A 23,883-nucleotide genomic window follows, 5' to 3' on the forward strand; every position below is an offset into this window, starting at 1 on the left:
ATGGCCGCTTATTTTGCAGTAAAACACCTACATGTTCTGACGGTGGTGATTTCCATCAGTCTGTTTATTTTGCGCTACTGGTGGCAGTACCGCAGCTCGCCGATGTCCTCAAAGCGCTGGGTGCGCATTGTGCCGCATGTCAACGACACCGTATTGCTCGGCAGCGGCGTGGCGCTGGTACTCATCACGCATTTTTATCCTTTTACCCCACAGGGCGCATGGCTGACTGAAAAGCTCTTTGGCGTTATCATCTACATCGTTTTAGGCTTTATCGCGCTCGGGCGTCGCCCGCGCAGCCAGCAGGTCCGCTGGATTGCCTTCCTGCTTGGGCTGGTGGTGCTTTACATCATCGTGAAACTCGCCACCACTAAAGTACCGCTATTGGGGTTGATATGAAGTCGTTGGCCGATTTCCAGTTTAACAACGCGCCGCTCTGTGACGGCATGATTTTGGTTTCACAGCATATCCGCGACGATTTTCCGGTGCAGGACGTCTACGACCAGCTCGAAAGCCTGGTGCGTCTGGCCCGTGAAGAGATCTGCGAAGGTTCACATCAGGATACACAACTTGAGCGCCTGCTGGAGCTGTTTTACGGCGAGTGGGGCTTTAGCGACGCGCGCGGCGTTTACCGCCTGTCTGACGCGCTGTGGCTGGACAAAGTGCTGAAAAAACGCCAGGGCAGCGCGGTGTCGCTCGGGGCTATTCTGCTGTGGATAGCCGGGCGTCTTGATATTCCGCTGATGCCGGTCATTTTCCCGACGCAGCTGATTCTGCGCGCCGACTGGATGGATGGCGAAATGTGGCTCATCAACCCGTTTAACGGTGAAACGCTCGATGAACATACGCTTGAAGTCTGGCTTAAAGGCAACATCAGCCCGGTGGCTGAGCTTTATATGGATGACCTGGAAGAGTCTGAACACAGTCTCGTCATCCGCAAACTGCTCGACACGCTGAAATCGGCGCTGATGGAAGAGCGGCAGATGGAGCTCGCGCTGCGCGCCAGCGAAGCGCTGCTGGAGTTTAACCCGGAAGATCCGTATGAGATCCGCGACCGCGGACTGATTTACGCCCAGCTCGACTGCGAGCACGTGGCGCTCAATGATTTAAGCTATTTTGTGGAGCAGTGCCCGGAAGATCCGATTAGCGAGATGATTCGGGCGCAGATTAACTCGATTTCGCACAAGCAGATTACCCTGCACTAAGCGCGGCGTGTACCGATTTACACAGGATAAAGGCGACAATATGAAACAAAAAGTGGTTAGCATTGGCGACATCAACGTAGCGAACGATCTGCCGTTCGTACTGTTTGGCGGCATGAACGTGCTGGAATCGCGCGATCTGGCGATGCGCATCTGCGAGCACTACGTCACCGTGACCCAGAAGCTCGGCATTCCTTACGTTTTCAAAGCGTCTTTTGATAAAGCCAACCGCTCCTCTATTCACTCTTACCGCGGCCCGGGCCTCGAAGAAGGGATGAAAATCTTTCAGGAGCTGAAGCAGACCTTTGGCGTGAAAATTATCACCGATGTCCACACCGCCGAGCAGGCACAGCCGGTTGCGGATGTCGTGGACGTTATCCAGCTGCCGGCCTTCCTGGCGCGCCAGACCGATCTGGTTGAAGCGATGGCGAAAACCGGCGCGGTCATCAACGTGAAAAAACCGCAGTTCATCAGCCCGGGGCAGATCGGCAATATCGTCGATAAATTCAAAGAGGGCGGCAACGAGCAGGTTATTCTGTGCGATCGCGGCACCAACTTTGGTTATGACAACCTGGTGGTCGACATGCTGGGCTTTGGCGTGATGAAGAAAGTCTCCGGCAACGCGCCGGTGATTTTTGACGTGACCCACGCGCTGCAGTGCCGCGACCCGTTTGGCGCCGCGTCCAGCGGTCGTCGCGCCCAGGTGACGGAACTTGCCCGCGCCGGTATGGCAACCGGCCTCGCAGGACTCTTTATCGAAGCGCACCCGGACCCGGAAAACGCGAAATGCGACGGCCCGTCCGCGTTGCCGCTGGCGAAGCTGGAAGCGTTCCTCACGCAGATCAAAGCGATCGACGATCTGGTGAAAAGCTTCCCGGAACTTGATACCGAGCATTAATCGGCCCGGTCGTAAAAAGAAAACCCCGCGATGCGGGGTTTTTTTATGGGCGTGCGGCGTGCCGCTCAGAGGGGTTAATGTCATATGGCGGGTGCGCAGGCTTATCCGCCCTACGAAAACATATTTAGCCTCTTATCGTAGGGTGGGTAAGCGCAGCGCACCCACCGCCAGGAGCAGAAACCACACGTAGGGTGGGTAAGCAACGCGCACTCACCATTCCAGCGCAGCGCGCCCACCAAAAACTCTACGCAAAAATCGTCATCAAATACGCCGCAAACAGCGCCAGATGCGCACTGCCGTTCAACACATTCGTGCGCCCGGTGGAGAACGAAATCTGACACAGCATCAACGCCGCGAGCATCACCACCATTTCCGGCGCGCCGAGCGCAAACTGCAAATCGTTGCCGGTCAGAATCGCGATAATCGTCACGGTCGGCACGGTCAGTGAAATAGTCGCCAGCACCGAGCCGAAAAAGAGATTCATCGCGCGCTGCACCTGATTATTCAGCACCGCTTTCAGCGCGCCCAGGCCTTCCGGCGAGAGGATCAGCAGCGCCACCAGGAACCCTGTGAACGACACCGGCGCGTTAAGGTGGCTTAACAGCGCTTCAAGTGGGTTCGCGTTCATTTTGGTCACTGCGATCACCGCGACCAGATGCACAATCAGCCACACCGCGTGCCACAGGCTGCTGTGCGCCGACGGCTTACCGTGGTGCGGATCGTCGTCATCGCTCTCGTCTTCATGCTCATAAACAAACAGGCTCTGGTGCGTTTTGGTCTGGATCAGCAAAAACACGCCATACATTGCGGCGGAAATCATCGCCACCAAAAGCGACTGGCCGGTAGAAAAGTTACCGCCCGGCAGCGCCATCGGAAACACCAGCACAATCACCGCCAGTGGGAAAAGGGCGATCAGATACTGTTTAATCCCGAAAAGATTTACATATTGCGTGGCGAATTTACGCCCGCCGAGCAGCAGCGCCACGCCCACCAGGCCGCCGCTGACAATCATAATGATCGAATAAAGCGTATCGCGCATCAGCGTCGGCGCGGCATCGCCCGTCGCCATGAGCGCGGAGATCAGGCTTACTTCAAGGATAACGACTGAAAGACTCAGAATCAGCGATCCATACGGCTCGCCGAGGCGATGCGCCAGTACATCCGCGTGGCGCACCACGCTAAACGCGCTGCTCAGAATCGCGACCAGCGCCAGCGCGTTGATGCCGATAATCACTGGCAGCGACTGGCTGGAACCCCAGAACGCCAGCACCGCCAGCGCTAATACCGGGAAAATGAGAGAAGACTCCTTATGGCGGGTCTTCACCGCCTCATGGTTTGTTTTTGTCACGTTAATTCTCCAGAGAAGCAGGTGATAATCATTATAGTGATGAGGAAGACAGAGCGTAAAACTACCAAAAAATGCGCGGTCAGGAGGCTTTATTTACGCTTTTTTACGGCTAAACCGTAACTTTGCAGTAAATGCGTCAAAAATCCGAATTTCATTGAGGAACCATTTATCAAACAAGGCATTGTGAAGGCATCACAATATGCTTCGCTTGCAGCTGGCGCGCTTTCTGATTGTGTTCCACACTTATCTTTTTATGAAATAAAGGAGCGTAGCGATGCCTTACTCTTCAAGAACCGATTTGCCCGATAATGTCCGCAACGTCCTCCCGGCGCATGCGCAGGATATTTATAAAGAGGCGTTCAACAGCGCCTGGGATCAATATAAAGACGAAGATGACCGGCGCGGCGACGCCAGCCGGGAAGAGACGGCGCATCGCGTCGCGTGGGCCGCCGTTAAACATGAGTATGAAAAAGGCGATGACGATAAATGGCATAAGAAAAAATAATGCTTCGTTAATCGCCTGATTCCTCTCCATCTTTACCTCTGTTCCCGTAAAGCGCGCAGGAACAGATAAGTTTTTTGTCAGTTGAAAACGCCGCTGCGGTCTTGTCAGCGGCGCGTTAATCCCCTATCGTCACCCCGTAATTGCTTTCTGATTGAGCGATAAAAAGATTCTGAAAGCGCTTAAAATCGCAGGGAAGCAGCCGTGGTGGAGGTAGAAGGTGTTAACACGTGATTTCTTAATGACAGCAGACTGTAAGACGGCTTTCGGAGCCATTGAGGAATCGTTACTGTGGACGCCAGAGCAGCGGGCGGCGTCACTGGCCGCCACGCTCGCCTGTCGTCCTGAGAACGAACCGGTCTGGATTTTTGGTTACGGCTCCCTGATGTGGAACCCGGCAATGGTCTTTGAAGAGCGCTGCGCCGCGACGCTAAACGGCTGGCACCGCGCGTTCTGCCTGCGGCTCACCGCCGGGCGCGGCAGCGCCTGCAAGCCCGGGCGTATGCTGGCGCTGAAAGAGGGCGGCGCCACGACCGGCGTGGCGTATCGTCTGCCGGAGGCGGAGCTTGAAACCGAACTGACGCTGCTGTGGAAGCGCGAAATGATCACCGGCTGTTATCTGCCCGGCTGGTGCAGGCTCACGCTTGACGATGGGCGTACCGTTCATGCGCTGGTGTTTATCATGGATCCGAGCCACCCGCTGTATGAAGCCGACACCCGTCCGGCCACCATCGCGCCGCTGATTGCCCGCGCGAGCGGCCCGCTTGGCACCAATGCGCAGTACCTCTTTTCGCTTGAGCAGGAGCTGAAAAAGCTCGGCATGTGTGAAGCATCGCTGGATGAACTGGCGTCAGAAGTGCGCGCGTGTCAGGCGCAAGACGGCGATGAGAGTGGCGATCTGCAACCGCATTTCGCCTGAAAAAACCCCGGCGAGCGCCGGGGAGAATGGTCAGGCCGGAACGTAGCTGATGGAGTGTTCCAGTGTCTGGCTGTGACTGTCGATGAGCACATCCCAGACGCCGCTGTAAGGCACGCTGATATACGCGCTGTTGCGGTTCTGGACGCTTAAAATATCTGCTCCCGCGCGCCTGGCGCGTTCACCCGCGCTCATTAAATGGATATGGCAATTCGCTGAACAGCGCACCACCACCGTGTCTCCGCCAAACAACTTCAGGCTTGCTTTTACCCGCGCCATCTTTAACCCCTCTGTCAATGATAAATCCGTCAGGACAGCCTTTCGAACGTGAGGCTGTTCACAAAACCTGTCGGAAATAACACCAAAGAGGGAGGCCGCGAACGCTGATTTTGATCAAAAAATGCGGCCACAACACGATATTCATCACATTGTTCGTTAAAGCGGCGGGCAGGCGCGCGGAAAATGTCCGAATGCGCGCCTGCGCCTGATTAAATGCGGAAATGGCTGGCCGTCTGGGCGAGTTCTCCCGCCTGGCCCTGCAACGCGCCCGCCGCGGCGGCCGACTGTACCACCAGCTCGGCGTTCTGCTGCACCATCTGATCGAGCTGCAGCACCGCGTGGTTAATTTCCTGAATGCCTTTCATCTGCTCGCTGGTAGCGACGGTGATTTCACGCATGATGCCGGAAACGTTGCCGATGCTGCTGACTATCTCCTCCATCGATTCGCCCGCGAGCCGCACATAGCGCGAGCCGGTCGCGACGCTTTCCGTTGTGGAGTCGATAAGCGATTTAATCTCTTTCGCGGCCTGAGCGCTACGGCTGGCGAGGTTACGCACTTCACCCGCCACCACCGCGAAGCCGCGGCCCTGTTCGCCGGCGCGAGCGGCTTCCACCGAGGCGTTCAGCGCCAGGATGTTGGTCTGGAACGCGATACCGTCGATAACGCTGGTGATATCGCCGATTTTCGCCGAGGCGCTTTCAATCAACTGCATCGTGGAGATGGCTTTAGACACCACTTCACCGCCGCGTGAGGCGGCATCCGTCGCGCTCTGCGCCTGGGTATTAGCCTGCGCCGCCGCATCGGTAGAGTTGGCGACCGACGCGGTTATCTGTTCTACCGCGCTCGCCGTTTCACGCAGGCTGGAGGCCGCCTGTTCGGTGCGCCCGGAGAGATCCTGGTTCCCGGCCGCGATTTCATTCGCCGCCACTTTCACCGAGGCGCTGGCGTCGCGCAACTGGCCCATCACACCCGCGAGCTTATCGCAGAAGGCGTTAAAGGCATGGGCGATTTGCGCCACTTCGTCACGGCCATCTTCCGGCAGGCGCTGAGAAAGATCGTTAGTGCCGCTGCTGATAGCCACCAGCGCGTCGCGGATCATCAGCAGGCGTTTTAACAGTCGGGTGACCAGGAAATGCATCAGCGCGCCGGTAATCAACAGCAGCACCAGCACGGAAATAGCCGAGGTGTTGAGCAGGGCGCGCATGCCTGACGTGGCGTCGTTTTCATCAAGGGCGACCACCAGATACCACTGGGTGCCCGGTACGCGCGTGGCCAGCAGTGCTTTTTGCGCGCCGCCGATATCGCCTTCAAGTGCCGTATCGCTCGTTTTCAGCTCGCTGAACGCGACGCCTGATACCGCTTTATCAAAGGGTTTTGACGTCAGCGCCGGGTCTTTCGCGGCAATCAGCGTACCGTCGTCGTTCACCAGCAGCCCGCTGCTGTTTTCCGTCGGGTGAATGCTGCGCACGTTGGCAATCACGCTCTCCATGGAGAGATCGCCTGCGACCACCGCCGCAATGACGCCGTTTTGCTTCACCGGCACCGCGAACGTCACCACCAGCTTGCCGGTGCCGGCGTCTACGTAAGGCGCGGTCACCACCGGCGCGTCAGCCTTTACCGCCTGCTGATACCAGGGGCGAATGGTCGGATCGTAATCCGCCGGGACACCTTCCGGGTTAGAGAATTTCGCGGTTTTAGTGGCATAACCGGCGTAGACGTTCATAAAGCCGCCCGCTTTCGCCATCTGCGTAAAGACCGGCACCGGATCGGCGCCCAGCGCGACGGTATCCAGCGACTGGATCATTGCCGTTTTGCTGTTCACCCAGTCGCTGATGGCGAGATTATGGCTGGCGCTGGTACTGCGCAGCGTATTCAGGCTCGCCTGCTGATTATCCAGCCGGGTGACCTGATAGTTCATGATGGTATTCAGTAACAGCGCACCGACCAGGCAGCCTGCGGTGGCTGCGATGATGCGCGCGCGAATGGACGTTAACATAGGCGTATACCCTGCTGTGTGTTGTGTGAGCGTTATGTTTCAGACGAGCGTGTTGTTGTAGGTTTTAAGTAAAATATCGGCACACAGGGCGGGGACTTGATGGGCAGCGCAGGCGAATAAGTAAATATTATTACACCTGCGTGATTATCAGAAGGTCAGGACTTTATCAGCCTCCAGCGTCCACCCGGCAAGCTCAACCAGCGTGCCAATCTCCACGCCGTCAATCAGCGGCAGCGCGCTCACGCCGCGCCCGTCGGCGCAGGTCTTGCACAGCTTCACCGGCACATTCTGGGCGGTGAGGATCTCCAGCATCTGCTGCACGTTATAGCCTTCAGCGGGTTTCTGGCCGCGCAGCCCAGCGGTGACGGCATCCGACATCAAAAACAGCTTCAGCTCAGGGGCCTGCGGCTGGTCGCGCAGCGCGATGGCAAGACGCAGGCTATTAAACAGCGATTCGCTGCCGTAAGCCGCGCCGTTGGCGATAATCACGATTTTTTGCATCCGGAACTCCTTTGCCATGACGGCATAGTTATTGCTTGATTCCTGCAAAGGCGATCACAGGAGAAAGAGCGATGGCAATTCCCGCGACATCCTTGCAGAACGCGCAGGCGTGGTTTCGTTTCGCCCGTGAGAGAAAACGCAGCCAGCTGGAGGCGTGGTCGGGCGTCGGCGACTGGGTCAGTCAGATAAGCCATCTGGTGCATATGCTACAGCGCGAGCGCGGCGCGTCCAATATCTGGCTCTGTTCCGGCGGGCAGCTTTTCGCGCGCGAGCGCGCCTTTTGCGTGACAGAAACCGACCAGCGCGCGGCGCAATTTCGCGCGGTGCCCGTGCCGGTTGCCACCGCAGGCAGCCTGCTTTCCTGGCACATGGCCTGCGCGCTCTGGCAGCTAGAGCAGTTGCCTGGGCTGCGCGCGCGCATCCTCGCCCGGGAAATTGAACCCGGCGAAGCGATGGAGAGTTTTAATCAGGCGATCCGGCATCTGCTGGATCTGGTGCCGGAGGTGAGCGAAAGCGTCGATGAAGCCTCGCTCGCCCGCGCGCTGACGGCGCTCTACAGCTTTATGCAGGGTAAAGAGCTGGCGGGCCAGGAGCGCGCTATCGGGGCTATCGGTTTTACGCAGGGCGCGTTCAGCGAGCCGCTGCGCCAGCGGCTGGCGGATCGCATCGACGGGCAGCAGCGCTGTTTCGAGACGTTTTTATCGCTCACCCACGCGGATATTCGCGAGCGTTTCTACCGCCACGGCGAAGCCACGCGCGAGCTTGAGCAACTGCGTCGTCTCGCCTGTACGCGGCTGCCCGCCGATGACCACCGCGCGCGGGCGGTGCGCTGGTTTGGGTTGCAGACCACGCGGCTCGACGCGCTGCGCGATATCGAAGAGGCGTTAATCGCCGCGCTGCTGGCGGAGGCCCGCCAGTTGCTGGCCGAGGAGGCGCACAGCGAATCGCCGGAGGCAGCGCTGGCGCGTCGCGCGAGCCTGCGTGACGAGCCGCAGACGCCAGCGCTTGAGCGTCATCTTTTGCCGCTGGTGCGCCAGCAGGCCCGCGAGGTGGAATCGCTGACGCGCCAGCTCGCCTCGCTACAGGCGAACCTAGAAGAACGTAAGCTTATCGATCGCGCCAAAAGCTTGTTGATGAGTCATCAGCAGCTCAGCGAGGAGCAGGCGTGGCATCAGTTGCGTAAGCTCGCGATGGATCAGAATAAACGGATGGTGGAGATTGCCGAGGCGATGCTTGCCGTCGCCCGGCTCTGGCCGGTAAGCCCAAAGGAGTAGCTGCACAGCCAGCGAGCATTTTATGCATGGAAATGGGGCAGAGCGGGGGAGTGTGCGGGGCGTTTTTCGCGTGTTACTGGCGGGTGCGCTGCGCTTACCCGCCCTACAATATCGGTCCTTACGTTTTACGTAAGGTGGGTAAGCGCAGCGCACCCACCACAGGGATCACCAATCACGTTTTTGTAGGGTGGGTAAGCGTAGCGCACCCACCACGGGGATAACCAATCACGTTTTTGTAGGGTGGGTAAGCGTAGCGCACCCACCGCCTCCCGATAACCAGGAAAAAAGGCCGGAGGAGAGGGTTTTGCTCCGGCTAAAAAAAAATCGGCCCATGAGGCCGATTTTCCGCCGGGAGCCGGGATTGCAAAGGGGGCGGCGGCGAGCCCCCTTTGCACGTTCGCGTTAGGGAAGCATCCATATCAAAAAGGCGTTATGGCGAACGGAACGTGTTCACCGACCTTGTATATTTCCCTTCAGCCTGCCCGTGTAAACCGGACGGCGGGTGCGTTGCACTTACCCGCCCTACGAAGGGGAGATGTGATGCGTAGGGCGGGTAAGCGCAGCGCACCCGCCACGGAACCCACCCTGAAACCTGGCACACTCCTTGCTTAATTAATCCTGACAACCATTTCCCGGCAGCTCGCCAACGGCGGCGGGCAAACCGGAAAGGATAAAGGCGTCCTGCAATGTCTTCGGGCATTGGCGGACGCCTTTTTTATTTTCAGGAGCAGCCATGAGCGATTCATCCTTTTCTCTTTCCCGCCGCCGCTTATTGCAGGCCGGGGCCGCGCTTAGCGGCGCAATGCTGTTACCGGGCCTGATGGGCAGCGTGTGGGCCGCGGGGTCTGACAAACCCGAGCTCGACACCGTACGCGTCGGCTTTATTCCGCTCACCGACTGCGCGCCGGTGGTGATGGCCGCGCTGAAAGGCTTCGATAAAAAATATGGCATCCGCATTCTGCCCAGCAAAGAGGCGAGCTGGGCGGCGGTGCGCGACAAACTGGTCTCCGGCGAGCTCGACGCCGCCCATGCGCTCTATGGGCTCATCTATGGGCTGGAACTCGGCATCGCCGGCAAGGCGCAGCCGATGGCGACCCTGATGACGCTCAACCAGAACGGCCAGGCGATTTCGCTCAGCGCCGATCTCCTGGAAAAAGGCATCACCACGCCCGACGCGCTGCAAAAGCGGGTAGCCGCAAGCGAGCCAGGCGCTTACACCTTCGCCCATACCTTTCCGACCGGCACCCACGCCATGTGGCTGTACTACTGGCTGGCGGCGGCGGGCATTCATCCTTTTAACGATGTACGCACCGTGGTGGTGCCGCCGCCGCAAATGGTGATGAACATGCGCATCGGCAACATGGTCGGCTTCTGCGTCGGCGAGCCGTGGAACGCGCGCGCCATCAACGACCGCATCGGTTTCACCGCCGCCACCTCGCAGTCCATCTTTCCGGATCACCCTGAAAAAGTGCTCGGCACCCGCCGCCTGTGGGTGGAGCAGAATCCGCACACCGCCCGCGCGCTCACCGCCGCCGTGCTGGAGGCCGCCCGCTGGATAGACGCCTCGGATGACAACCGGCGCGAAACCGCGCAGGTGCTGGCGAAACGCGCGTATCTCAATACCAAAGTGCAATACCTCACGCCGCGCATGCTCGGCGAGTACGACGACGGTGCCGGAAAGCGCTGGAAAGATGACCATGCCATGCGCTTCTTCCGCGACGGCGAAGTGAGCTACCCGTGGCACTCCGATGGCATGTGGTTCTTAACGCAGTTCCGTCGCTGGGGGTTGCTGAAAACCGATCCCGATTACGCAGCCATCGCCGCCCGCATTAACCGCACCGACATCTATCAACAGGCCGCAGAGGCGGTGGGCGGCGTCGCGCTGCCCGCGTCGACGCGGCGTACCAGCCGTCTGATGGACGGCAGCGTCTGGGACGGGCGCGATCCCGCCGCGTATGCCGCCCGTTTTGCCATGAAACGTTAAGGGGAAACCATGAAAAAGCGTAAACAGATCGTGAGCGCGGCGCCTGAACAGCCCGCCGGTGAAGTGATAGTGATGCCCCGCGTGGCGGTGCGTAAACGCCGCGCGCCGCTCGCGGCCACGGTAAACGCGCTGCTGGCCCGCGTGGTGCCAGCCATTCTGGGGCTCGCGTTGCTGGTGATTGCATGGCAAATCGCGGCCGTCAGCAGTAAAGGCTTTCCGACGCCGCTTAGCACGCTCGACTCAGCGCTGACGCTGTTCGCCGATCCGTTCTACAACGAAGGACCAAACGATCAGGGCATCGGCTGGAATGTGCTGGCCTCGCTTAGTCGCGTGGCGGTGGGCTTCGGGCTGGCGGCGCTGGTGGGCATTCCGCTCGGCTTTCTGATTGGCCGCTTTACCTTTCTCGGGCGGATGTTCAACCCGCTTATCGCGCTCCTGCGCCCGGTCAGCCCGCTCGCCTGGCTGCCCATCGGCCTGCTGCTTTTTCAGAAGGCCGAGCCGGCCTCCAGCTGGACCATTTTCATCTGCTCTATCTGGCCGATGGTCATCAACACCGCCGAAGGAGTGAAGCGTATCCCGGAGGACTACCTCAACGTGGCGCGCGTATTACAGCTCTCCGAGTGGACCGTCATGCGCCGCATCCTCTTTCCGGCAGTGCTGCCCGCGGTGCTTACCGGTGTGCGGCTCTCCATCGGCATCGCGTGGCTTGTGATCGTCGCCGCCGAAATGCTCACCGGCGGCCTCGGCATCGGCTTCTGGATCTGGAACGAGTGGAACAACCTCAACGTGGAAAACATTCTCATCGCCATCGTCATCATCGGCGTGGTGGGGCTCTTGCTGGAGCAGGTGCTGATGCTTATCGCCCGCCGTTTTAGCTGGCAGGACAAATAAGGAGCGAACATGAAACCGATCATTCAGATACAGAACGTCAGTCAGCGCTTCAACACGGCGAGCGGTGAGTTTCTGGCGCTGCAAAACGTCAGTTTCGACATCAACGCGGGCGAAACCGTGAGCCTTATCGGCCACTCCGGCTGCGGCAAATCGACGCTGCTCAATCTTATCGCGGGCATCACGCTGCCGAGCGAAGGCGGGCTGCTGTGCGATAACCGTGAAATCGCCGGGCCTGGCCCTGAACGCGCCGTGGTGTTTCAGAACCATTCGCTGCTGCCCTGGCTCACCTGCTTTGACAATGTGGCGCTGGCGGTGGATCAGGTGTTTCGCAAAACCATGGATAAAGCGCAGCGCCGGGAGTGGATTATTCACAACCTGGAGCGGGTGCAGATGGGGCACGCGCTCAACAAACGCCCCGGCGAGATCTCCGGCGGCATGAAGCAGCGCGTCGGCATTGCCCGCGCGCTGGCGATGAAACCCAAAGTGCTGCTGATGGACGAACCGTTCGGCGCGCTCGATGCGCTGACCCGCGCGCATTTGCAGGATGCCGTAATGCACATCCAGCAGGAGCTTAACACCACGATTGTGCTGATTACGCATGACGTGGACGAGGCGGTGCTGCTCTCCGATCGCGTGCTGATGATGACCAATGGCCCGGCGGCGACGGTCGGCGAGGCGCTGGAGGTCAATCTGCCGCGTCCGCGCAACCGGGTGCAGCTTGCCGACGACAGCCGCTATCACCAGCTGCGCCAGCAGATCCTGCATTTCCTCTACGAAAAACAGCCGAAAGCGGCGTAAGGAGCGGCGATGGCGCAACGACTGGTGATTATCGGCAACGGCATGGCGGCGGTGCGTCTGGTGGAGCAACTGCTGGCGCGCGCGCCGGAACGCTTCGCCATCACGCTTATCGGCGATGAGCCGCTGCCCGCCTATAACCGCATCCTGCTTTCGCCGGTGCTGGGGGGCGAAATGTCCGCCGCGCAGACGCAGCTTCACGACGCGTCCTGGTTTTCACGTTACGGTGTCACGTTACTAACCGGCGAGCGGGCGCTGGCGGTGGATCTGACCGCGCGCACCGTCACCACCGCCGCGCGCTCGCTGCCCTGGGATGAGCTGGTGTTCGCCACCGGCTCGACGCCGTTTATTCCGCCCATTGAAGGCAGCGACCTGCCGCACGTGCGCGCCTTTCGCACGCTGGCGGATGTCGGGGCGCTTCTCGCCACGCCCGGCCCCGCCGTGGTGCTGGGCGGCGGCCTGCTTGGGGTGGAAGCGGCCGCGGCGCTCGCCCGTCAGGGCGCAGCGGTGACGCTGGTGCATCGTCACCCGTGGCTGATGGAGCAGCAGCTGGATGCGCAGGCGGGCGAGTGGCTCGCCGAAAGCCTGCGCGAGCGCCACATTCGCGTGGTGACCGGCAGTGGCATCACGCGCATCACGCCAGATGACGTCACGCTCGCCTGCGGCGAAACCGTCGCGGCGCAGCGGGTGGTGATCGCCACCGGCGTGCGTCCGGCTATCGCGCTGGCGCAGGCCGCCGGGCTCGCTTGCCAGCGCGGCATTGTGGTGGATGACACGCTTCGCGCCTCGCACCCGGCTGTGAGCGCTATCGGCGAATGCTGCGAAATCAACGCGCAAACCTGGGGGCTGGTGGCGCCCTGTCTGCAACAGGCGGACGCGCTGGCGGCGAGGCTCTGCGGCGAGACGACGCGCTTTGGTTATGAGGAAAAAGGCACGCGGCTCAAGGTCACCGGTATCGCGGTTTTCAGCGCGGGCGAGGTAACGCCAGGCCCGCAGGCGCAGACGCTGATAAGCCTCGACCCAATAGCCCGCCACTATCGCCGCCTGATTATCGATCGCGGCAGGCTCACCGGCGTGCTGCTGTATGGCGATACCGACAGCTCCGGCGCGCTGATGAATCACTTCGGGCAGCCGCTGCGCGCCAGCGCCGGGCTGCTGTTTGATGAAACCGATGAAACGCAGCCCGCGGCTGCAGGATATGACACGATGACAAAACAAACTCTGGTGGTCGTGGGCCACGGCATGGTTGGGCACCATTTTCTGGAGCAGTGCGTCAGCGCCGGGCTGCATGAGCGCTTTCATATCATCGTCTTTGGCGAAGAGCGCCACGCGGCCTACGATCGCGTGCATCTTTCGGAATATTTCGCCGGACGCAGCGCGCAGTCGCTCTCCATGGTGCAGGGCGATTTCTTCGCGCAGACGGGCATTGAACTACGCACCGGCTGTCAGATTGTGGCGCTGGATCGCGCGCGGCAGATCGTGCGCGACGCGCAGGGCCACGAGACGCATTTTGACAAACTGGTGCTCGCTACCGGCTCCTGGCCGTTTGTCCCGCCGGTGCCGGGGCGTGACCTGCCGGGCTGTTTCGTCTATCGCACGCTTGACGATCTCGACGCCATCCGCGAACGCGCGCAGCACGCCACGCGCGGCGTGGTGGTGGGCGGCGGCCTGCTGGGGCTTGAGGCGGCGAATGCGCTTAAACAACTGGGGCTGAAAACGCATGTCGTGGAGTTTGCGCCGGGGCTGATGGCGGTGCAGCTCGATGCGCCTGGCGCTGCGATGCTGCGCGAGAAAATCGAGGCGCTGGACGTCAGCGTGCATACCAGCAAATCCACCACCGCGATTGTCGAAGAAAATGGCGGACTGACGATGCAGTTCGCCGATGGCGACAGCCTGCATACCGATCTGATTGTCTTTTCGGCGGGCATTCGCCCGCAGGACAGTCTTGCGAAGTCGGCGGGGCTCATGATTGGCGAGCGCGGCGGCATTGTGATTGACGACCAGTGCCGCACCAGCGACGCGCCTATTTTCGCCATCGGCGAATGCGCGCTGTGGGAGAACAAAATTTTCGGGCTGGTGGCGCCGGGCTATCAGATGGCGCGGGTCGTTGCGGCGACGCTCGCGGGCGAGACGGCGGCATTCCGAGGCGCGGACATGAGCACCAAACTGAAGCTGCTTGGCGTTGAGGTCGCGTCGTTTGGCGACGCGCACGGGCGCACACCGGGAAGCCAGAGTTACCAGTGGACGCACGGGCCGAAGCAGATCTACAAGAAAATTGTCGTTTCGGCAGACGGCAAAACGCTGCTTGGCGGCGTGCTGGTGGGCGACAGCAGCGAATACGCCACGCTGCTACAGATGATGCTGAACGGCATGGCGCTCCCCGCCGAGCCGGAGACGCTGATCCTGCCCGCCAGCAGCGGCGCGCCCGCGAAAGGGCTCGGCGTGGCGGCGCTGCCGGAAAGCGCGCAGATCTGTTCGTGCCACAACGTCAGCAAGGCGGATATTTGCGCGGCGGTGTCGGGGGGCGCAGGCGATATGGGCGCGGTGAAAAGCTGCACCAGAGCGGCGACCGGCTGCGGCGGCTGTAGCGCGCTGGTCAAACAGGTCATGGAGTATCAGCTCGAACAGCAGGGCGTCACGGTCAAAAAAGATATCTGCGAGCACTTTGCGTATTCGCGCCAGGAGATTTACCACCTCGTGCGCGTTAATCATATCCGCACGTTTGACCAGCTCATCAGCCGCTACGGCCAGGGCCACGGCTGCGAAATCTGTAAACCGCTGGTGGGCTCGGTGCTGGCGTCGTGCTGGAACGAATACCTGCTGAAACCGGCGCATCTGCCGCTCCAGGACACCAACGATCGCTACTTTGCGAATATCCAGAAAGACGGCACCTACTCGATCGTACCGCGGATGGCAGCGGGCGAAGTGACGCCGGACGGGCTTATCGCCATCGGGCAGATAGCCAAACGCTATCAGCTCTACAGCAAAATCACCGGCGGTCAGCGCATCGATCTCTTCGGCGCGCGGCTTGAACAACTGCCGGCGATTTGGGCCGAGCTGGTGGCGGCGGGCTTTGAAACCGGTCACGCCTACGGGAAATCGCTGCGTACCGTGAAATCGTGCGTCGGCTCCACCTGGTGTCGCTACGGCGTGCAGGATTCAACGGGGCTCGCGGTAACGCTTGAGAACCGCTACAAGGGGCTGCGCGCGCCGCACAAAATTAAAATGGCGGTCTCCGGCTGCACGCGCGAATGCGCCGAGGCGCAGGGCAAGGATGTCGGCGTGATCGCCACCGACAAAGGCTGGAACCTCTACGTCTGCGGCAACGGCGGCATGAAGCCGCGCCACGCGGATCTCTTCGCAAGCGATCTCGACCGGGAGACGCTGCTGCGCACCATCGACCGCTTTCTGATGTTTTACATCCGCACCGCCGACCGTCTGCAACGTACCAGCACCTGGATGGATAACCTGGAAGGCGGCATTGAGTATCTGCGCGAGGTCATCCTTGAAGATTCGCTCGGGATTGGCGAGGAGCTGGAGCGCGAAATGGCGCAGGTGGTCGAAAGCTACCAGTGCGAATGGCAGACCACGCTGGCAAGCCCCGACCGGCTGGCGCTGTTCCGCTCGTATGTCAACAGCGATAAACCGGATGAAGCCGTGCAGCGCCGCGAGCTTAGAGGCCAGCCGCAGCCGGTGGAGGTCGTGCAGCCGGTGACGCCGCGCGCGCCGGAACGCCCGTGGCAGGCGGTGTGTGAGCTGAAAGACATTCCACCGCAGGCGGGCATCGGCGCGCGGCTTGGCGACATGCAGATTGCGCTGTTCCGTTTTGGCGATCGCGTTTACGCGCTCGATAACCTGGAGCCGGGCAGCGACGCCAATGTGTTGTCGCGCGGGCTGCTGGGGGATGTCGGCGGCGAACCGGTGGTGATTTCGCCGCTCTATAAGCAGCGTATCCGGCTGCGTGACGGGCGGCTTGCGGAAGCGCTCACCGAGGCGGTACGCGCCTGGCCCGTGAAAGTGGAGGGCGGAAAGGTGTGGGTGGCCGGTCAGGCGCTGCTGTTACAGGCGCAGGCGTCATGAACGGCGTTAAGACCACCTGCCCCTATTGCGGGGTCGGCTGCGGTGTGGTGGCGCAGCGCGACGACAGCGGCGCGGTGAGCGTGCGGGGCGATGAAAACCATCCGGCGAACTTCGGGCGGCTGTGCGTCAAAGGCGCAGCGCTCGGCGAGACAACCGGCCATGACGGGCGGCTGCTGTACCCGGAAGTCAACGGCGAGCGGGCAAGCTGGGAGACGGCGCTCGACGCGGCGGCCTCGCGGCTTGGCGATATTATCGATAAGCACGGCCCGCAGGCGGTGGCGTTTTACGCCTCCGGGCAGTTGCTTACCGAGGATTACTACGCCGCCAACAAGCTCATGAAAGGGTTTATCGGCGCGGCGAATATCGACACCAACTCGCGGCTCTGCATGTCTTCCGCTGTAGTGGGCTACAAGCGGGCGTTCGGGGCTGATGCGGTGCCGTGTAGCTATGCGGATCTGGAGCAGACCGATCTGCTGGTGTTTGTTGGATCGAACGCCGCCTGGGCGCATCCGGTGCTGTATCAGCGCATCGCGGCCGCGAAGCAGGCGCGCCCGGCGATGAAAATCGTGGTCATCGATCCGCGGCGTACCGCGACCTGTGATATCGCCGATCTGCATCTGGCGCTGGCGCCCGGCAGCGACGCCGGGCTGTTTGTCGGGCTGCTGAACGCGCTTTCAGCACTGCTCGCGCCTGAGACGTTCGACGACCAGGCGCAGGCGCTCGCGGCCGCGCGGGCGTGGAGCGTGGCGCGCGTGGCGCAGTTCTGTGGGCTGTCCGAAGCCGAGGTGGCGCGCTTTTACGACTGGTTTTTGAGTGCGCCCACGGCGATGACGCTCTACACCATGGGCATTAACCAGTCCTCCAGCGGCAGCGACAAGTGCAACTCCATCATTAACGTGCATCTGGCGAGCGGGAAAATCGGCCGGCCCGGCTGCGGGCCGTTTTCGCTGACCGGTCAGCCGAACGCGATGGGCGGACGCGAAGTGGGCGGGCTGGCTAATCAGCTCGCCTGCCATATGGGATTTGAACCGGCGGATATCGCCCGCCTCGGGCGATTCTGGGGCAGCGAGCGCATCGCGCAGACGCCCGGCTTGATGGCGATAGAACTCTTCGACGCCATCGGGCGCGGTGAGGTAAAAGCCGTCTGGATAATGGGCACCAACCCGGCGGTATCGCTGCCGGACAGCGACGCGGTGCGCCAGGCGCTGGCGCGCTGCGAACTGGTGATGGTGTCTGACATTACCGCGCAGACCGATACGGCTGCTTTTGCGCATATTCGTTTTCCGGCGCTGGGGTGGGGGGAGAAAAACGGCACGGTGACCAATTCAGAGCGGCGGATCTCGCGCCAGCGCGCCTTTCTGCCCGCGCCCGGCGAGGCGCGCCCTGACTGGTGGATAGTCGCGCAGATGGCGCGCCGCCTGGGTTTTGGCGAGGCGTTTGGCTGGCAGCATCCGCATGAGATTTTCTGCGAGCACGCGGCGCTGTCGGGGTTTGAGAACGACGGCGCGCGGGCGTTTGATATCAGTGGGCTGGTCGCGTTAACCCGCGAGGCGTATGACGCGCTCGCGCCGGTGCAGTGGCCGGTGACGAACAAACAGCCGCAGGGTACGCCGCGTCTGCTGGAGACGGGTGCGGGCTGGCGTGGCGGCAGGCTGAATATGGTGGCGGTTTCTCCGGCGCTGCCGCAGGCGCGGCCCGACGCGCGTTACCCGCTGTGGCTCAATACCGGCCGTATCCGCGATCAGTGGCACACGATGACCCGCACCGGCCGCGTGGCGCGGCTGATGCAACACCAGCCGCTGCCGCAGGTGGCGATGCATCCTGACGACGCGGCGCGCTACGGTGTGCACGACGGCGATCTGGTGGAGGTGGCCTCAGCGCAAGGGTTTATGGTGGGCTGGGCAGCGCTCAATGACGCCCAGGCACCCGGCGCGCTGTTCGCCCCGATGCACTGGAACGCGCAGTTCGCAAGCCACGGGCGCGTCAATACGCTGGTGGCCCCGGTCTGCTGCCCGCGCTCCGGACAGCCGGAAAGCAAACAGACCGCCGTGCGTCTGCAAAAGCGCCGCACCGCGTGGCAGGGCGAGCTGTTTTGTCGCGATATGCCGCCGCTTGCGCCCGATCTGCTGTGGTGGCGCCAGGCGCTGGACGGCTGCCTGCATGTCACCCTGGCGGGCAATGCGTCGCCGCAACGCTGGCTGCGTGAAATGGCCGCCCGCGAAAGCTGGCAACTGCAGTATGCGCAGGGCGAGGGGGTCTTTCATCTGCTGGCGTGGCGCGACGGCGCGCTGATGCTGGCGTTTTACAGCGCGGCGCGTCGCCCGGTGGTTCAGCGCGAGGCGATCGCGGCGGCGTTCCTGGAGCCGCCTGTGAACGCGGCCGCGCGTCATGCGCTGCTGGCCGGTAAAGGTGCGCAGAGCGCGCCCGCAAAGGGGCGCACTATCTGTAGCTGTTTCGGCGTGGGCGAGAACGCCATCCGCGCCGCCATTCGCGCCGGATGCAATAGCGCCGTGAAACTGGGTGACGCCCTGCGCTGTGGCACCAACTGCGGCTCCTGCATCCCGGAGCTTAAAGCGCTGCTGGCGCAGACGGCGTCACTGCCCGAAGCGGCCAATCAGACCGGTGGCGGCGAGCGCGTGGCCTTTGAGTTTCGTGAAGAGTTCCTCACGCGTCAGGCCGGGCGGGAGATCGGCCGGTAGATCGGTTGCGATAAGCGTAAAGGTGTAATGGTGCGCGCCGCTGCCCGGCGGCGGACAGGGGCCGTGCCAGGCGCTGGTCCCCGGCGTGTTTTTCCCGCCGGTAAAGCCTTTGCCCTCTGTCAGAGCATTGGCGGCAAGGCCAGTGGTGCTGGCGGGTATGTTATAGGCCACCAGATGCGTCACGCCAAGCCCCTTCGCGCCCTCCGGGTCATGGACGATCAGCGCGAAACGCGTTGTGCCCTGCGGCGCATGGCTCCAGACCAGCGCAGGTGATTGATTCTCACCGGTACAGTTGGGGTTTTGCTTCGCGTTACCGGCGAATTTTTTCTCCATCATGCCGTTATCGGCGAACGAGGGGGACTGCAACATAAAAATACCGTCATCGGACGCAGCGGCGGCGTTCACAGCGGCAACCGCCAGCAGGCAAGCGAGCAGCGTTTTTTTCATCGGCGTGTCTCACGCAGGGTGGGAATGTTAAGCGTAGCGCACCGCGCGTAAACGGGATGAGGATTATCCTTAAAAGCCGCGTCAGGGCTTGTCGGGAGCGGCAAACGCGATATGGTATACTGTGTAAATGTATCCATTTTCCGGCAAAACCGGCCCAGGAGAGAAAAATTCATACGTGATGCGGTGGTTATTGGTTGTCCTTCCCTCAGTTGTTACCGCCGCGCTGCTGCCGGCCCGTGCAGATGCGGCCAGCCAGAGCGACGACTACGTGCGCCAGGCGCAAAACCCCTTCGATGAAAATGGCGATAACCTGCCCGATCTCGGCCTCGCGCCCGAAAATAACGCGGCGGAAAAACATTTTGCCCGCGTATTAAAAGCCTTTGGCGAAGCAAGCCAGACCGACAGCACGCTCTCACCCGGCCAGCAGGCGCGCCATTTCGCGTTTGACCGTTTGCGTGACGCGGTGAGCAGCAGCATTACCAGCGAGGCCGAAAGCCTGCTGTCGCCGTGGGGTAACGCCACGGTGGATCTGCTGGTGGATGAAGAGGGCAATTTTAACGGCAGCAGCGGCTCGCTGTTTACGCCCTGGCAGGACAATAACCGCTATCTCACCTGGAGCCAGGTCGGCGTCAGCCAGCAAAATCAGGGGCTGGTGGGTAACGCAGGCATCGGCCAGCGCTGGGCGGCCGGTCACTGGCTGCTCGGCTATAACACCTTTTACGATCGCCTGTTTGACGACGATACCTCGCGCGCCGGGTTTGGCGCAGAGGCGTGGGGCGACTATCTGCGCCTTTCCGCTAACTATTATCAACCGCTTGGCGGCTGGCAGCACCGCGCGGGTTTGCTGGAACAGCGCATGGCGCGCGGTTATGACGTGACCGCGCAGGCGTATCTGCCGTTTTATCAGCACATCAATACCAGCGTCAGCTTTGAGCAATATTTCGGCGATCAGGTAGAGCTGTTCGACAGCGGCACCGGTTATCACAACCCGGTCGCGGTGAAAGTGGGGCTGAGTTATACGCCGGTGCCGCTCGTCACCGTCAGCGCGCATCACCGTCAGGGGGAAAGCGGCGTGAGCCAGAATGATTTAGGGCTTAAGCTGAACTACCGCTTTGGCGTACCGCTGACCAAGCAACTCTCGCCGGACGAAGTGGCCGCCTCGCGTTCGCTTCGCGGCAGCCGCTATGACCGCGTAGAGCGCACGAACGTGCCGGTGATGGAGTTTCGCCAGCGCAAGACGCTGTCGGTATTCCTTGCGACGCCGCCGTGGGATCTCAGTGCGGGCGAAACCGTGGCGCTGAAGTTACAGGTGCGCAGCCGCCACGGGATCCGCCAGCTCTCCTGGCAGGGCGACACTCAGGCGCTGAGCCTGACGCCGCCGCTGGACAGCACCAGCGCCGACGGCTGGACGGTGATTATGCCCGCCTGGGATAACACGCCGGGGGCCAGCAACAGCTGGCGGCTGTCGGTGACGGTCGAGGATGAACAGGGCCAGCGCGTGACGTCAAACTGGATAACCCTGAAGCTGTCCGCGCCGGTACAGACGCTGCCGCAGGACGATCCGCGCTATGAACTGCTGGCACCGGTGCCTTAAAAAATGCGTTCCTGATGTACCCAGACCGCCGCTTCGACGCGCGATTTGAGCTTCATCTTTTTCAGCAGATGCTTCACATGCACTTTGACGGTGCTTTCGGTGATATCGAGCTTGCGGGCGATCATTTTGTTCGGCAGGCCCTGGGCGATGAGCTTGAGAATATCGCGCTCGCGCGGCGTGAGCTGGGAGACATCGCGGCCTGACGTCGCGCGGCTCGCACGCAGGCTCGCCGCCAGCACCGGCGTTAACGCTTCGCTTAAGACCATTTCGCCCGCTGCCGCCTGTTGCAGCGCCTTGAGCAGATCTTCCGGCTCCATATCTTTAAGCAAGTACCCATCCGCGCCGCGCTTAAGCGCCGTCACTACATCCTCTTCATGGTTCGAGACGCTGAAGACCACCACGCGGCCCGACAGCGCTTTTTCACGCAGTTTATCGAGGGTTTCCAGGCCGTTCATACTGGGCATATTGAGATCAAGCAGGATCAGATCCGGGTCGAGCACTTCGGCCATTTCGATACCTTGCTCGCCGTTTCCGGCTTCGCCGACCACCGTGATAGCGGGTGCCATGCTGACCAACTGTTTTACGCCGCTGCGAAGCATAGGGTGATCGTCAATCAGCAGAATGGTTGCCGGTTCCGGGTTATTCATGAACTTCTCCTTCTGGAAGAGCGGGGACGGATGAAAACGGCGCATCGGGGATAAAGGTCACCACCACTTCGGTGCCGCCTTCTGCTCGTCGCCGTACCTGACAGTCGCCGCGCAAACTCTGCGCGCGGTCGCGCATAATAATTAAGCCGTAGTGGTTAGTGCGCCCGGCGTTATCCGGCAGGCCACGGCCATTGTCGGCCACGCACAGCCGTACCTGGCCCTCCTGCAGCGTGACGCTGACGCGAATTTCGCTGGCATCGGCATGCTTAAACGCATTGTTTAACGCCTCGCGCGCAATCTGCACCAGATGAATCGCCTGATGCGACGGCACCAGACGCGGCGGGAGCTGATAATCAAGCACCACCGGGAAACCGAGCCGCGCGCTGAACTCCTGACAGCTCGCCACCAGCGCCGCCTTAAGCCCTGGCTCGTTGAGCTGTAAACGGAACGTCGTGAGCAGCTCGCGCAGTTGCCGCCAGGAGGCGTTCAGTTCATGGCGGATCTGGCCCAGCAGTTCGCGGCTCTCCTGCGGCAGCGCGTCGCCCTGCATCTGCAGGCAGCTGATTTGCATTTTCATACAGGAGAGCGACTGCGCGATAGAGTCATGCAGCTCACGCGCAATGGCGGCGCGCTCCTCCATCACCAGCAGCTGCTGTTTGCGCTCCTGCTGACGCTCCAGCGCCAGCGTTGCAGTGAGCTGCTCCATGAGCGTGTCGATCATCTGCTGCTGGTCGCGGCTCAGATGACAACCCGCGGGCAACGTCGCCAGCAGGAGGCCATACTGGGTGTGAAGATCGCCAAGCCGCCATTTCAGCGTCGTGCCGGTTTCGCTCTCCGTGCGCAGGTGCCGCGGGCAGAGATGACAGCCGATTTCGTCGCAGCGCTCGTCCGGTTGCCACACAAACTCCTGATAATGCTCTTCGTCATCCACTTCATAAACGCGCAGTGCGATATCGCGCAGCAGCGTGAGATTTTGCAGGCGCGTCAGCACCGGTGCCAGCCGCTCGCACAGCGGCACGTCGGAATGCAGGCGACGGTTCGCCTCCCATAAAAACGACAGGATCTGGTTTTTCTGCTCAAGCCCGGCGGTTTTCTCCTGCACGCGTTGCTCAAGGCTCGCGTAGCTTTCGGCAAGCTCCGCCGACATGCTGTTAAGCGCATGGCCAAGCGTTGCCATCTCATCGCGCCCGGAGACGCTGGCGCGCTGGCTGAAATCGCGGTGTCCCACGGCGTGGGCTATTTCAAGCAGCTGACGCCACGGGCGCAGCAGGCGGCGGCGCAGCCAGAGCAGGGTAAAGAGCAGTAAAAGCCCCATCAGCAGCGCCATGCCTCGCTGCAGCATGACTATCTGCGCGATGCGGTGTTCAGTGGAGCTGTCAAAGGCGCTGACCAGCGCGTCTATCTGGCCGACAAACTGCGTGACTTGCCCGCTCACCTCCTGCGGCGAATGGGCGTCGCGCAGCGCGGGCGCAAGGTGCTGTCGCCAGTAGCGCTGGATAGCCAGCAGCGCTGCCTGCTGACCATCGCGCACCGCGGCCTGCTGCAGCTCATCGCTCCAGGCGGTGCGCTCCATCTCGTTAAACATGTCGGTGCGGGTAGTGCCGACCGGGACGGCGGCGAGCAGACGATAGCTCTGCATTCGCAGCGACCCGGCTTTGTTGATAGCATGTGCGCTGCCCTGAACGCCCTGCGCCAGCCAGCCCGCCAGCGCCATACCCCCCATGCCGAGGCCGGCGAGCAGTAGCACGATGATCGCCAGTTGATTAGCGAGGGTCAGCGGGGAAAAGCGTCGTTTCAGCATGGCGATGCGCGCTCCTTAACGCGGCGTCGTG

Annotated in this window: 20 protein-coding genes; 12 read left to right on the top strand and 8 right to left on the bottom strand. The window is 61.5% G+C overall.

Features of this window, described 5'->3' with window-relative positions; genetic code table 11:
- The 3 genes from sirB2 to kdsA are packed head-to-tail and all read left to right on the top strand — an operon-like array spanning position 1 to position 2,097.
- Positions 1–396: an invasion regulator SirB2 gene (sirB2, locus tag CSK29544_RS13815; protein ID WP_007892449.1), complete on the top strand. Its 396-nt coding sequence runs from the start codon at positions 1–3 to the stop codon at positions 394–396.
- Positions 393–1,202: an invasion regulator SirB1 gene (sirB1, locus tag CSK29544_RS13820; protein WP_004388051.1), complete on the top strand. Its 810-nt coding sequence runs from the start codon at positions 393–395 to the stop codon at positions 1,200–1,202. The genes sirB2 and sirB1 overlap by 4 nt, the downstream gene beginning before the upstream one ends.
- Before the next feature lie 40 nt (positions 1,203–1,242).
- Positions 1,243–2,097: a 3-deoxy-8-phosphooctulonate synthase gene (gene kdsA / locus CSK29544_RS13825; RefSeq protein ID WP_004388052.1), complete on the top strand. Its 855-nt coding sequence runs from the start codon at positions 1,243–1,245 to the stop codon at positions 2,095–2,097.
- A 244-nt stretch (positions 2,098–2,341) separates the two neighbouring features.
- Here the strand turns inward: kdsA and chaA are convergent, their stop codons facing one another.
- Positions 2,342–3,445 (bottom strand): sodium-potassium/proton antiporter ChaA, encoded by a 1,104-nt coding sequence (chaA, locus tag CSK29544_RS13830; protein ID WP_004388053.1) that lies wholly within the window; start codon positions 3,443–3,445, stop codon positions 2,342–2,344.
- Positions 3,446–3,719: 274 nt separating this feature from the next.
- On the opposite strand from chaA, the gene chaB reads away from it, so the two are divergent.
- Together chaB and CSK29544_RS13840 are read left to right on the top strand one after the other, a co-directional pair.
- The gene (chaB, locus tag CSK29544_RS13835; protein WP_004388054.1) at positions 3,720–3,950 is read left to right on the top strand and encodes a putative cation transport regulator ChaB; all 231 of its coding nucleotides are present in this window, start codon (positions 3,720–3,722) and stop codon (positions 3,948–3,950) included.
- Positions 3,951–4,167: 217 nt separating this feature from the next.
- Positions 4,168–4,866 carry a gamma-glutamylcyclotransferase gene (locus CSK29544_RS13840; RefSeq protein WP_004388055.1) on the top strand — a complete coding sequence of 233 codons (699 nt, stop codon included), beginning with the start codon at positions 4,168–4,170 and terminating at the stop codon, positions 4,864–4,866.
- Between the two features lie 30 nt (positions 4,867–4,896).
- On the opposite strand, the gene CSK29544_RS13845 is transcribed toward CSK29544_RS13840, so the two are convergent.
- The 3 genes from CSK29544_RS13845 to CSK29544_RS13855 all read right to left on the bottom strand — a co-directional run bounded on the left by CSK29544_RS13845 (position 4,897) and on the right by CSK29544_RS13855 (position 7,640).
- Positions 4,897–5,142, bottom strand: coding sequence for a DUF1883 domain-containing protein (locus CSK29544_RS13845; protein ID WP_004388056.1), 246 nt, complete (start codon positions 5,140–5,142; stop codon positions 4,897–4,899).
- A 209-nt stretch (positions 5,143–5,351) separates the two neighbouring features.
- Positions 5,352–7,139: a methyl-accepting chemotaxis protein gene (locus tag CSK29544_RS13850; protein WP_007892444.1), complete on the bottom strand. Its 1,788-nt coding sequence runs from the start codon at positions 7,137–7,139 to the stop codon at positions 5,352–5,354.
- Positions 7,140–7,286: 147 nt separating this feature from the next.
- The gene (locus tag CSK29544_RS13855) at positions 7,287–7,640 is read right to left on the bottom strand and encodes a DsrE/DsrF/TusD sulfur relay family protein (RefSeq protein WP_007794149.1); all 354 of its coding nucleotides are present in this window, start codon (positions 7,638–7,640) and stop codon (positions 7,287–7,289) included.
- A 71-nt stretch (positions 7,641–7,711) separates the two neighbouring features.
- Here CSK29544_RS13855 and CSK29544_RS13860 point away from each other — a divergent pair, with 71 nt between their 5' ends.
- The gene (locus CSK29544_RS13860) at positions 7,712–8,914 is read left to right on the top strand and encodes a nitrate regulatory protein (protein ID WP_029039145.1); all 1,203 of its coding nucleotides are present in this window, start codon (positions 7,712–7,714) and stop codon (positions 8,912–8,914) included.
- Positions 8,915–9,526: 612 nt separating this feature from the next.
- On the opposite strand, the gene CSK29544_RS24930 is transcribed toward CSK29544_RS13860, so the two are convergent.
- The gene (locus CSK29544_RS24930; RefSeq protein WP_007868408.1) at positions 9,527–9,649 is read right to left on the bottom strand and encodes a hypothetical protein; all 123 of its coding nucleotides are present in this window, start codon (positions 9,647–9,649) and stop codon (positions 9,527–9,529) included.
- Between CSK29544_RS24930 and CSK29544_RS13865 the strand changes: the two genes are divergently transcribed.
- Genes CSK29544_RS13865 through CSK29544_RS13885 form a run of 5 tightly spaced genes read left to right on the top strand, consistent with a single transcriptional unit; the run spans position 9,648 to position 19,363 of the window.
- Positions 9,648–10,898: a CmpA/NrtA family ABC transporter substrate-binding protein gene (locus tag CSK29544_RS13865; protein ID WP_007890060.1), complete on the top strand. Its 1,251-nt coding sequence runs from the start codon at positions 9,648–9,650 to the stop codon at positions 10,896–10,898. The genes CSK29544_RS24930 and CSK29544_RS13865 overlap by 2 nt on opposite strands.
- 9 nt (positions 10,899–10,907) lie before the next feature.
- Positions 10,908–11,789: a nitrate ABC transporter permease gene (gene ntrB, locus CSK29544_RS13870; protein WP_007890057.1), complete on the top strand. Its 882-nt coding sequence runs from the start codon at positions 10,908–10,910 to the stop codon at positions 11,787–11,789.
- A 9-nt stretch (positions 11,790–11,798) separates the two neighbouring features.
- The gene (locus CSK29544_RS13875) at positions 11,799–12,587 is read left to right on the top strand and encodes an ABC transporter ATP-binding protein (RefSeq protein WP_007890052.1); all 789 of its coding nucleotides are present in this window, start codon (positions 11,799–11,801) and stop codon (positions 12,585–12,587) included.
- 9 nt (positions 12,588–12,596) lie between these two features.
- Positions 12,597–16,664: a nitrite reductase large subunit NirB gene (gene nirB, locus CSK29544_RS13880; protein ID WP_007890051.1), complete on the top strand. Its 4,068-nt coding sequence runs from the start codon at positions 12,597–12,599 to the stop codon at positions 16,662–16,664.
- Positions 16,661–19,363 (top strand): nitrate reductase, encoded by a 2,703-nt coding sequence (locus CSK29544_RS13885; RefSeq protein WP_029039147.1) that lies wholly within the window; start codon positions 16,661–16,663, stop codon positions 19,361–19,363. The genes nirB and CSK29544_RS13885 overlap by 4 nt, the downstream gene beginning before the upstream one ends.
- Here the strand turns inward: CSK29544_RS13885 and CSK29544_RS13890 are convergent.
- Positions 19,259–19,810 carry a YbhB/YbcL family Raf kinase inhibitor-like protein gene (locus tag CSK29544_RS13890; protein WP_012124546.1) on the bottom strand — a complete coding sequence of 184 codons (552 nt, stop codon included), beginning with the start codon at positions 19,808–19,810 and terminating at the stop codon, positions 19,259–19,261. The genes CSK29544_RS13885 and CSK29544_RS13890 overlap by 105 nt on opposite strands.
- Before the next feature lie 178 nt (positions 19,811–19,988).
- Here CSK29544_RS13890 and CSK29544_RS13895 point away from each other — a divergent pair, with 178 nt between their 5' ends.
- Entirely contained in the window at positions 19,989–21,404 is a 1,416-nt protein-coding gene (locus tag CSK29544_RS13895) for a YchO/YchP family invasin (protein WP_071601484.1), read from the top strand.
- Here the strand turns inward: CSK29544_RS13895 and narL are convergent.
- Positions 21,401–22,051 (bottom strand): two-component system response regulator NarL, encoded by a 651-nt coding sequence (gene narL / locus CSK29544_RS13900; RefSeq protein WP_007890048.1) that lies wholly within the window; start codon positions 22,049–22,051, stop codon positions 21,401–21,403. The genes CSK29544_RS13895 and narL overlap by 4 nt on opposite strands.
- On the bottom strand, positions 22,044–23,852 hold the full coding sequence (gene narX / locus CSK29544_RS13905) for a nitrate/nitrite two-component system sensor histidine kinase NarX (protein WP_004386019.1): 1,809 nt from the start codon (positions 23,850–23,852) through the stop codon (positions 22,044–22,046). The genes narL and narX overlap by 8 nt, the downstream gene beginning before the upstream one ends.
- Between the last annotated feature and the right edge of the window lie 31 nt (positions 23,853–23,883).

Source organism: Cronobacter sakazakii (assembly GCF_000982825.1).
GTDB lineage: Bacteria > Pseudomonadota > Gammaproteobacteria > Enterobacterales > Enterobacteriaceae > Cronobacter > Cronobacter sakazakii.

Coding starts and splice junctions, on each gene's coding strand:
- sirB2 (WP_007892449.1), top strand. CDS start 1: ATGGCCGCTTATTTTGCAGTAAAACACCTACATGTTCTGACGGTGGTG.
- sirB1 (WP_004388051.1), top strand. CDS start 393: ATGAAGTCGTTGGCCGATTTCCAGTTTAACAACGCGCCGCTCTGTGAC.
- kdsA (WP_004388052.1), top strand. CDS start 1,243: ATGAAACAAAAAGTGGTTAGCATTGGCGACATCAACGTAGCGAACGAT.
- chaB (WP_004388054.1), top strand. CDS start 3,720: ATGCCTTACTCTTCAAGAACCGATTTGCCCGATAATGTCCGCAACGTC.
- CSK29544_RS13845 (WP_004388056.1), bottom strand. CDS start 5,142: ATGGCGCGGGTAAAAGCAAGCCTGAAGTTGTTTGGCGGAGACACGGTG.
- CSK29544_RS13850 (WP_007892444.1), bottom strand. CDS start 7,139: ATGTTAACGTCCATTCGCGCGCGCATCATCGCAGCCACCGCAGGCTGC.
- CSK29544_RS13855 (WP_007794149.1), bottom strand. CDS start 7,640: ATGCAAAAAATCGTGATTATCGCCAACGGCGCGGCTTACGGCAGCGAA.
- CSK29544_RS13860 (WP_029039145.1), top strand. CDS start 7,712: ATGGCAATTCCCGCGACATCCTTGCAGAACGCGCAGGCGTGGTTTCGT.
- CSK29544_RS13865 (WP_007890060.1), top strand. CDS start 9,648: ATGAGCGATTCATCCTTTTCTCTTTCCCGCCGCCGCTTATTGCAGGCC.
- CSK29544_RS24930 (WP_007868408.1), bottom strand. CDS start 9,649: ATGGCTGCTCCTGAAAATAAAAAAGGCGTCCGCCAATGCCCGAAGACA.
- ntrB (WP_007890057.1), top strand. CDS start 10,908: ATGAAAAAGCGTAAACAGATCGTGAGCGCGGCGCCTGAACAGCCCGCC.
- CSK29544_RS13875 (WP_007890052.1), top strand. CDS start 11,799: ATGAAACCGATCATTCAGATACAGAACGTCAGTCAGCGCTTCAACACG.
- nirB (WP_007890051.1), top strand. CDS start 12,597: ATGGCGCAACGACTGGTGATTATCGGCAACGGCATGGCGGCGGTGCGT.
- CSK29544_RS13885 (WP_029039147.1), top strand. CDS start 16,661: ATGAACGGCGTTAAGACCACCTGCCCCTATTGCGGGGTCGGCTGCGGT.
- CSK29544_RS13890 (WP_012124546.1), bottom strand. CDS start 19,810: ATGAAAAAAACGCTGCTCGCTTGCCTGCTGGCGGTTGCCGCTGTGAAC.
- CSK29544_RS13895 (WP_071601484.1), top strand. CDS start 19,989: ATGCGGTGGTTATTGGTTGTCCTTCCCTCAGTTGTTACCGCCGCGCTG.
- narL (WP_007890048.1), bottom strand. CDS start 22,051: ATGAATAACCCGGAACCGGCAACCATTCTGCTGATTGACGATCACCCT.
- narX (WP_004386019.1), bottom strand. CDS start 23,852: ATGCTGAAACGACGCTTTTCCCCGCTGACCCTCGCTAATCAACTGGCG.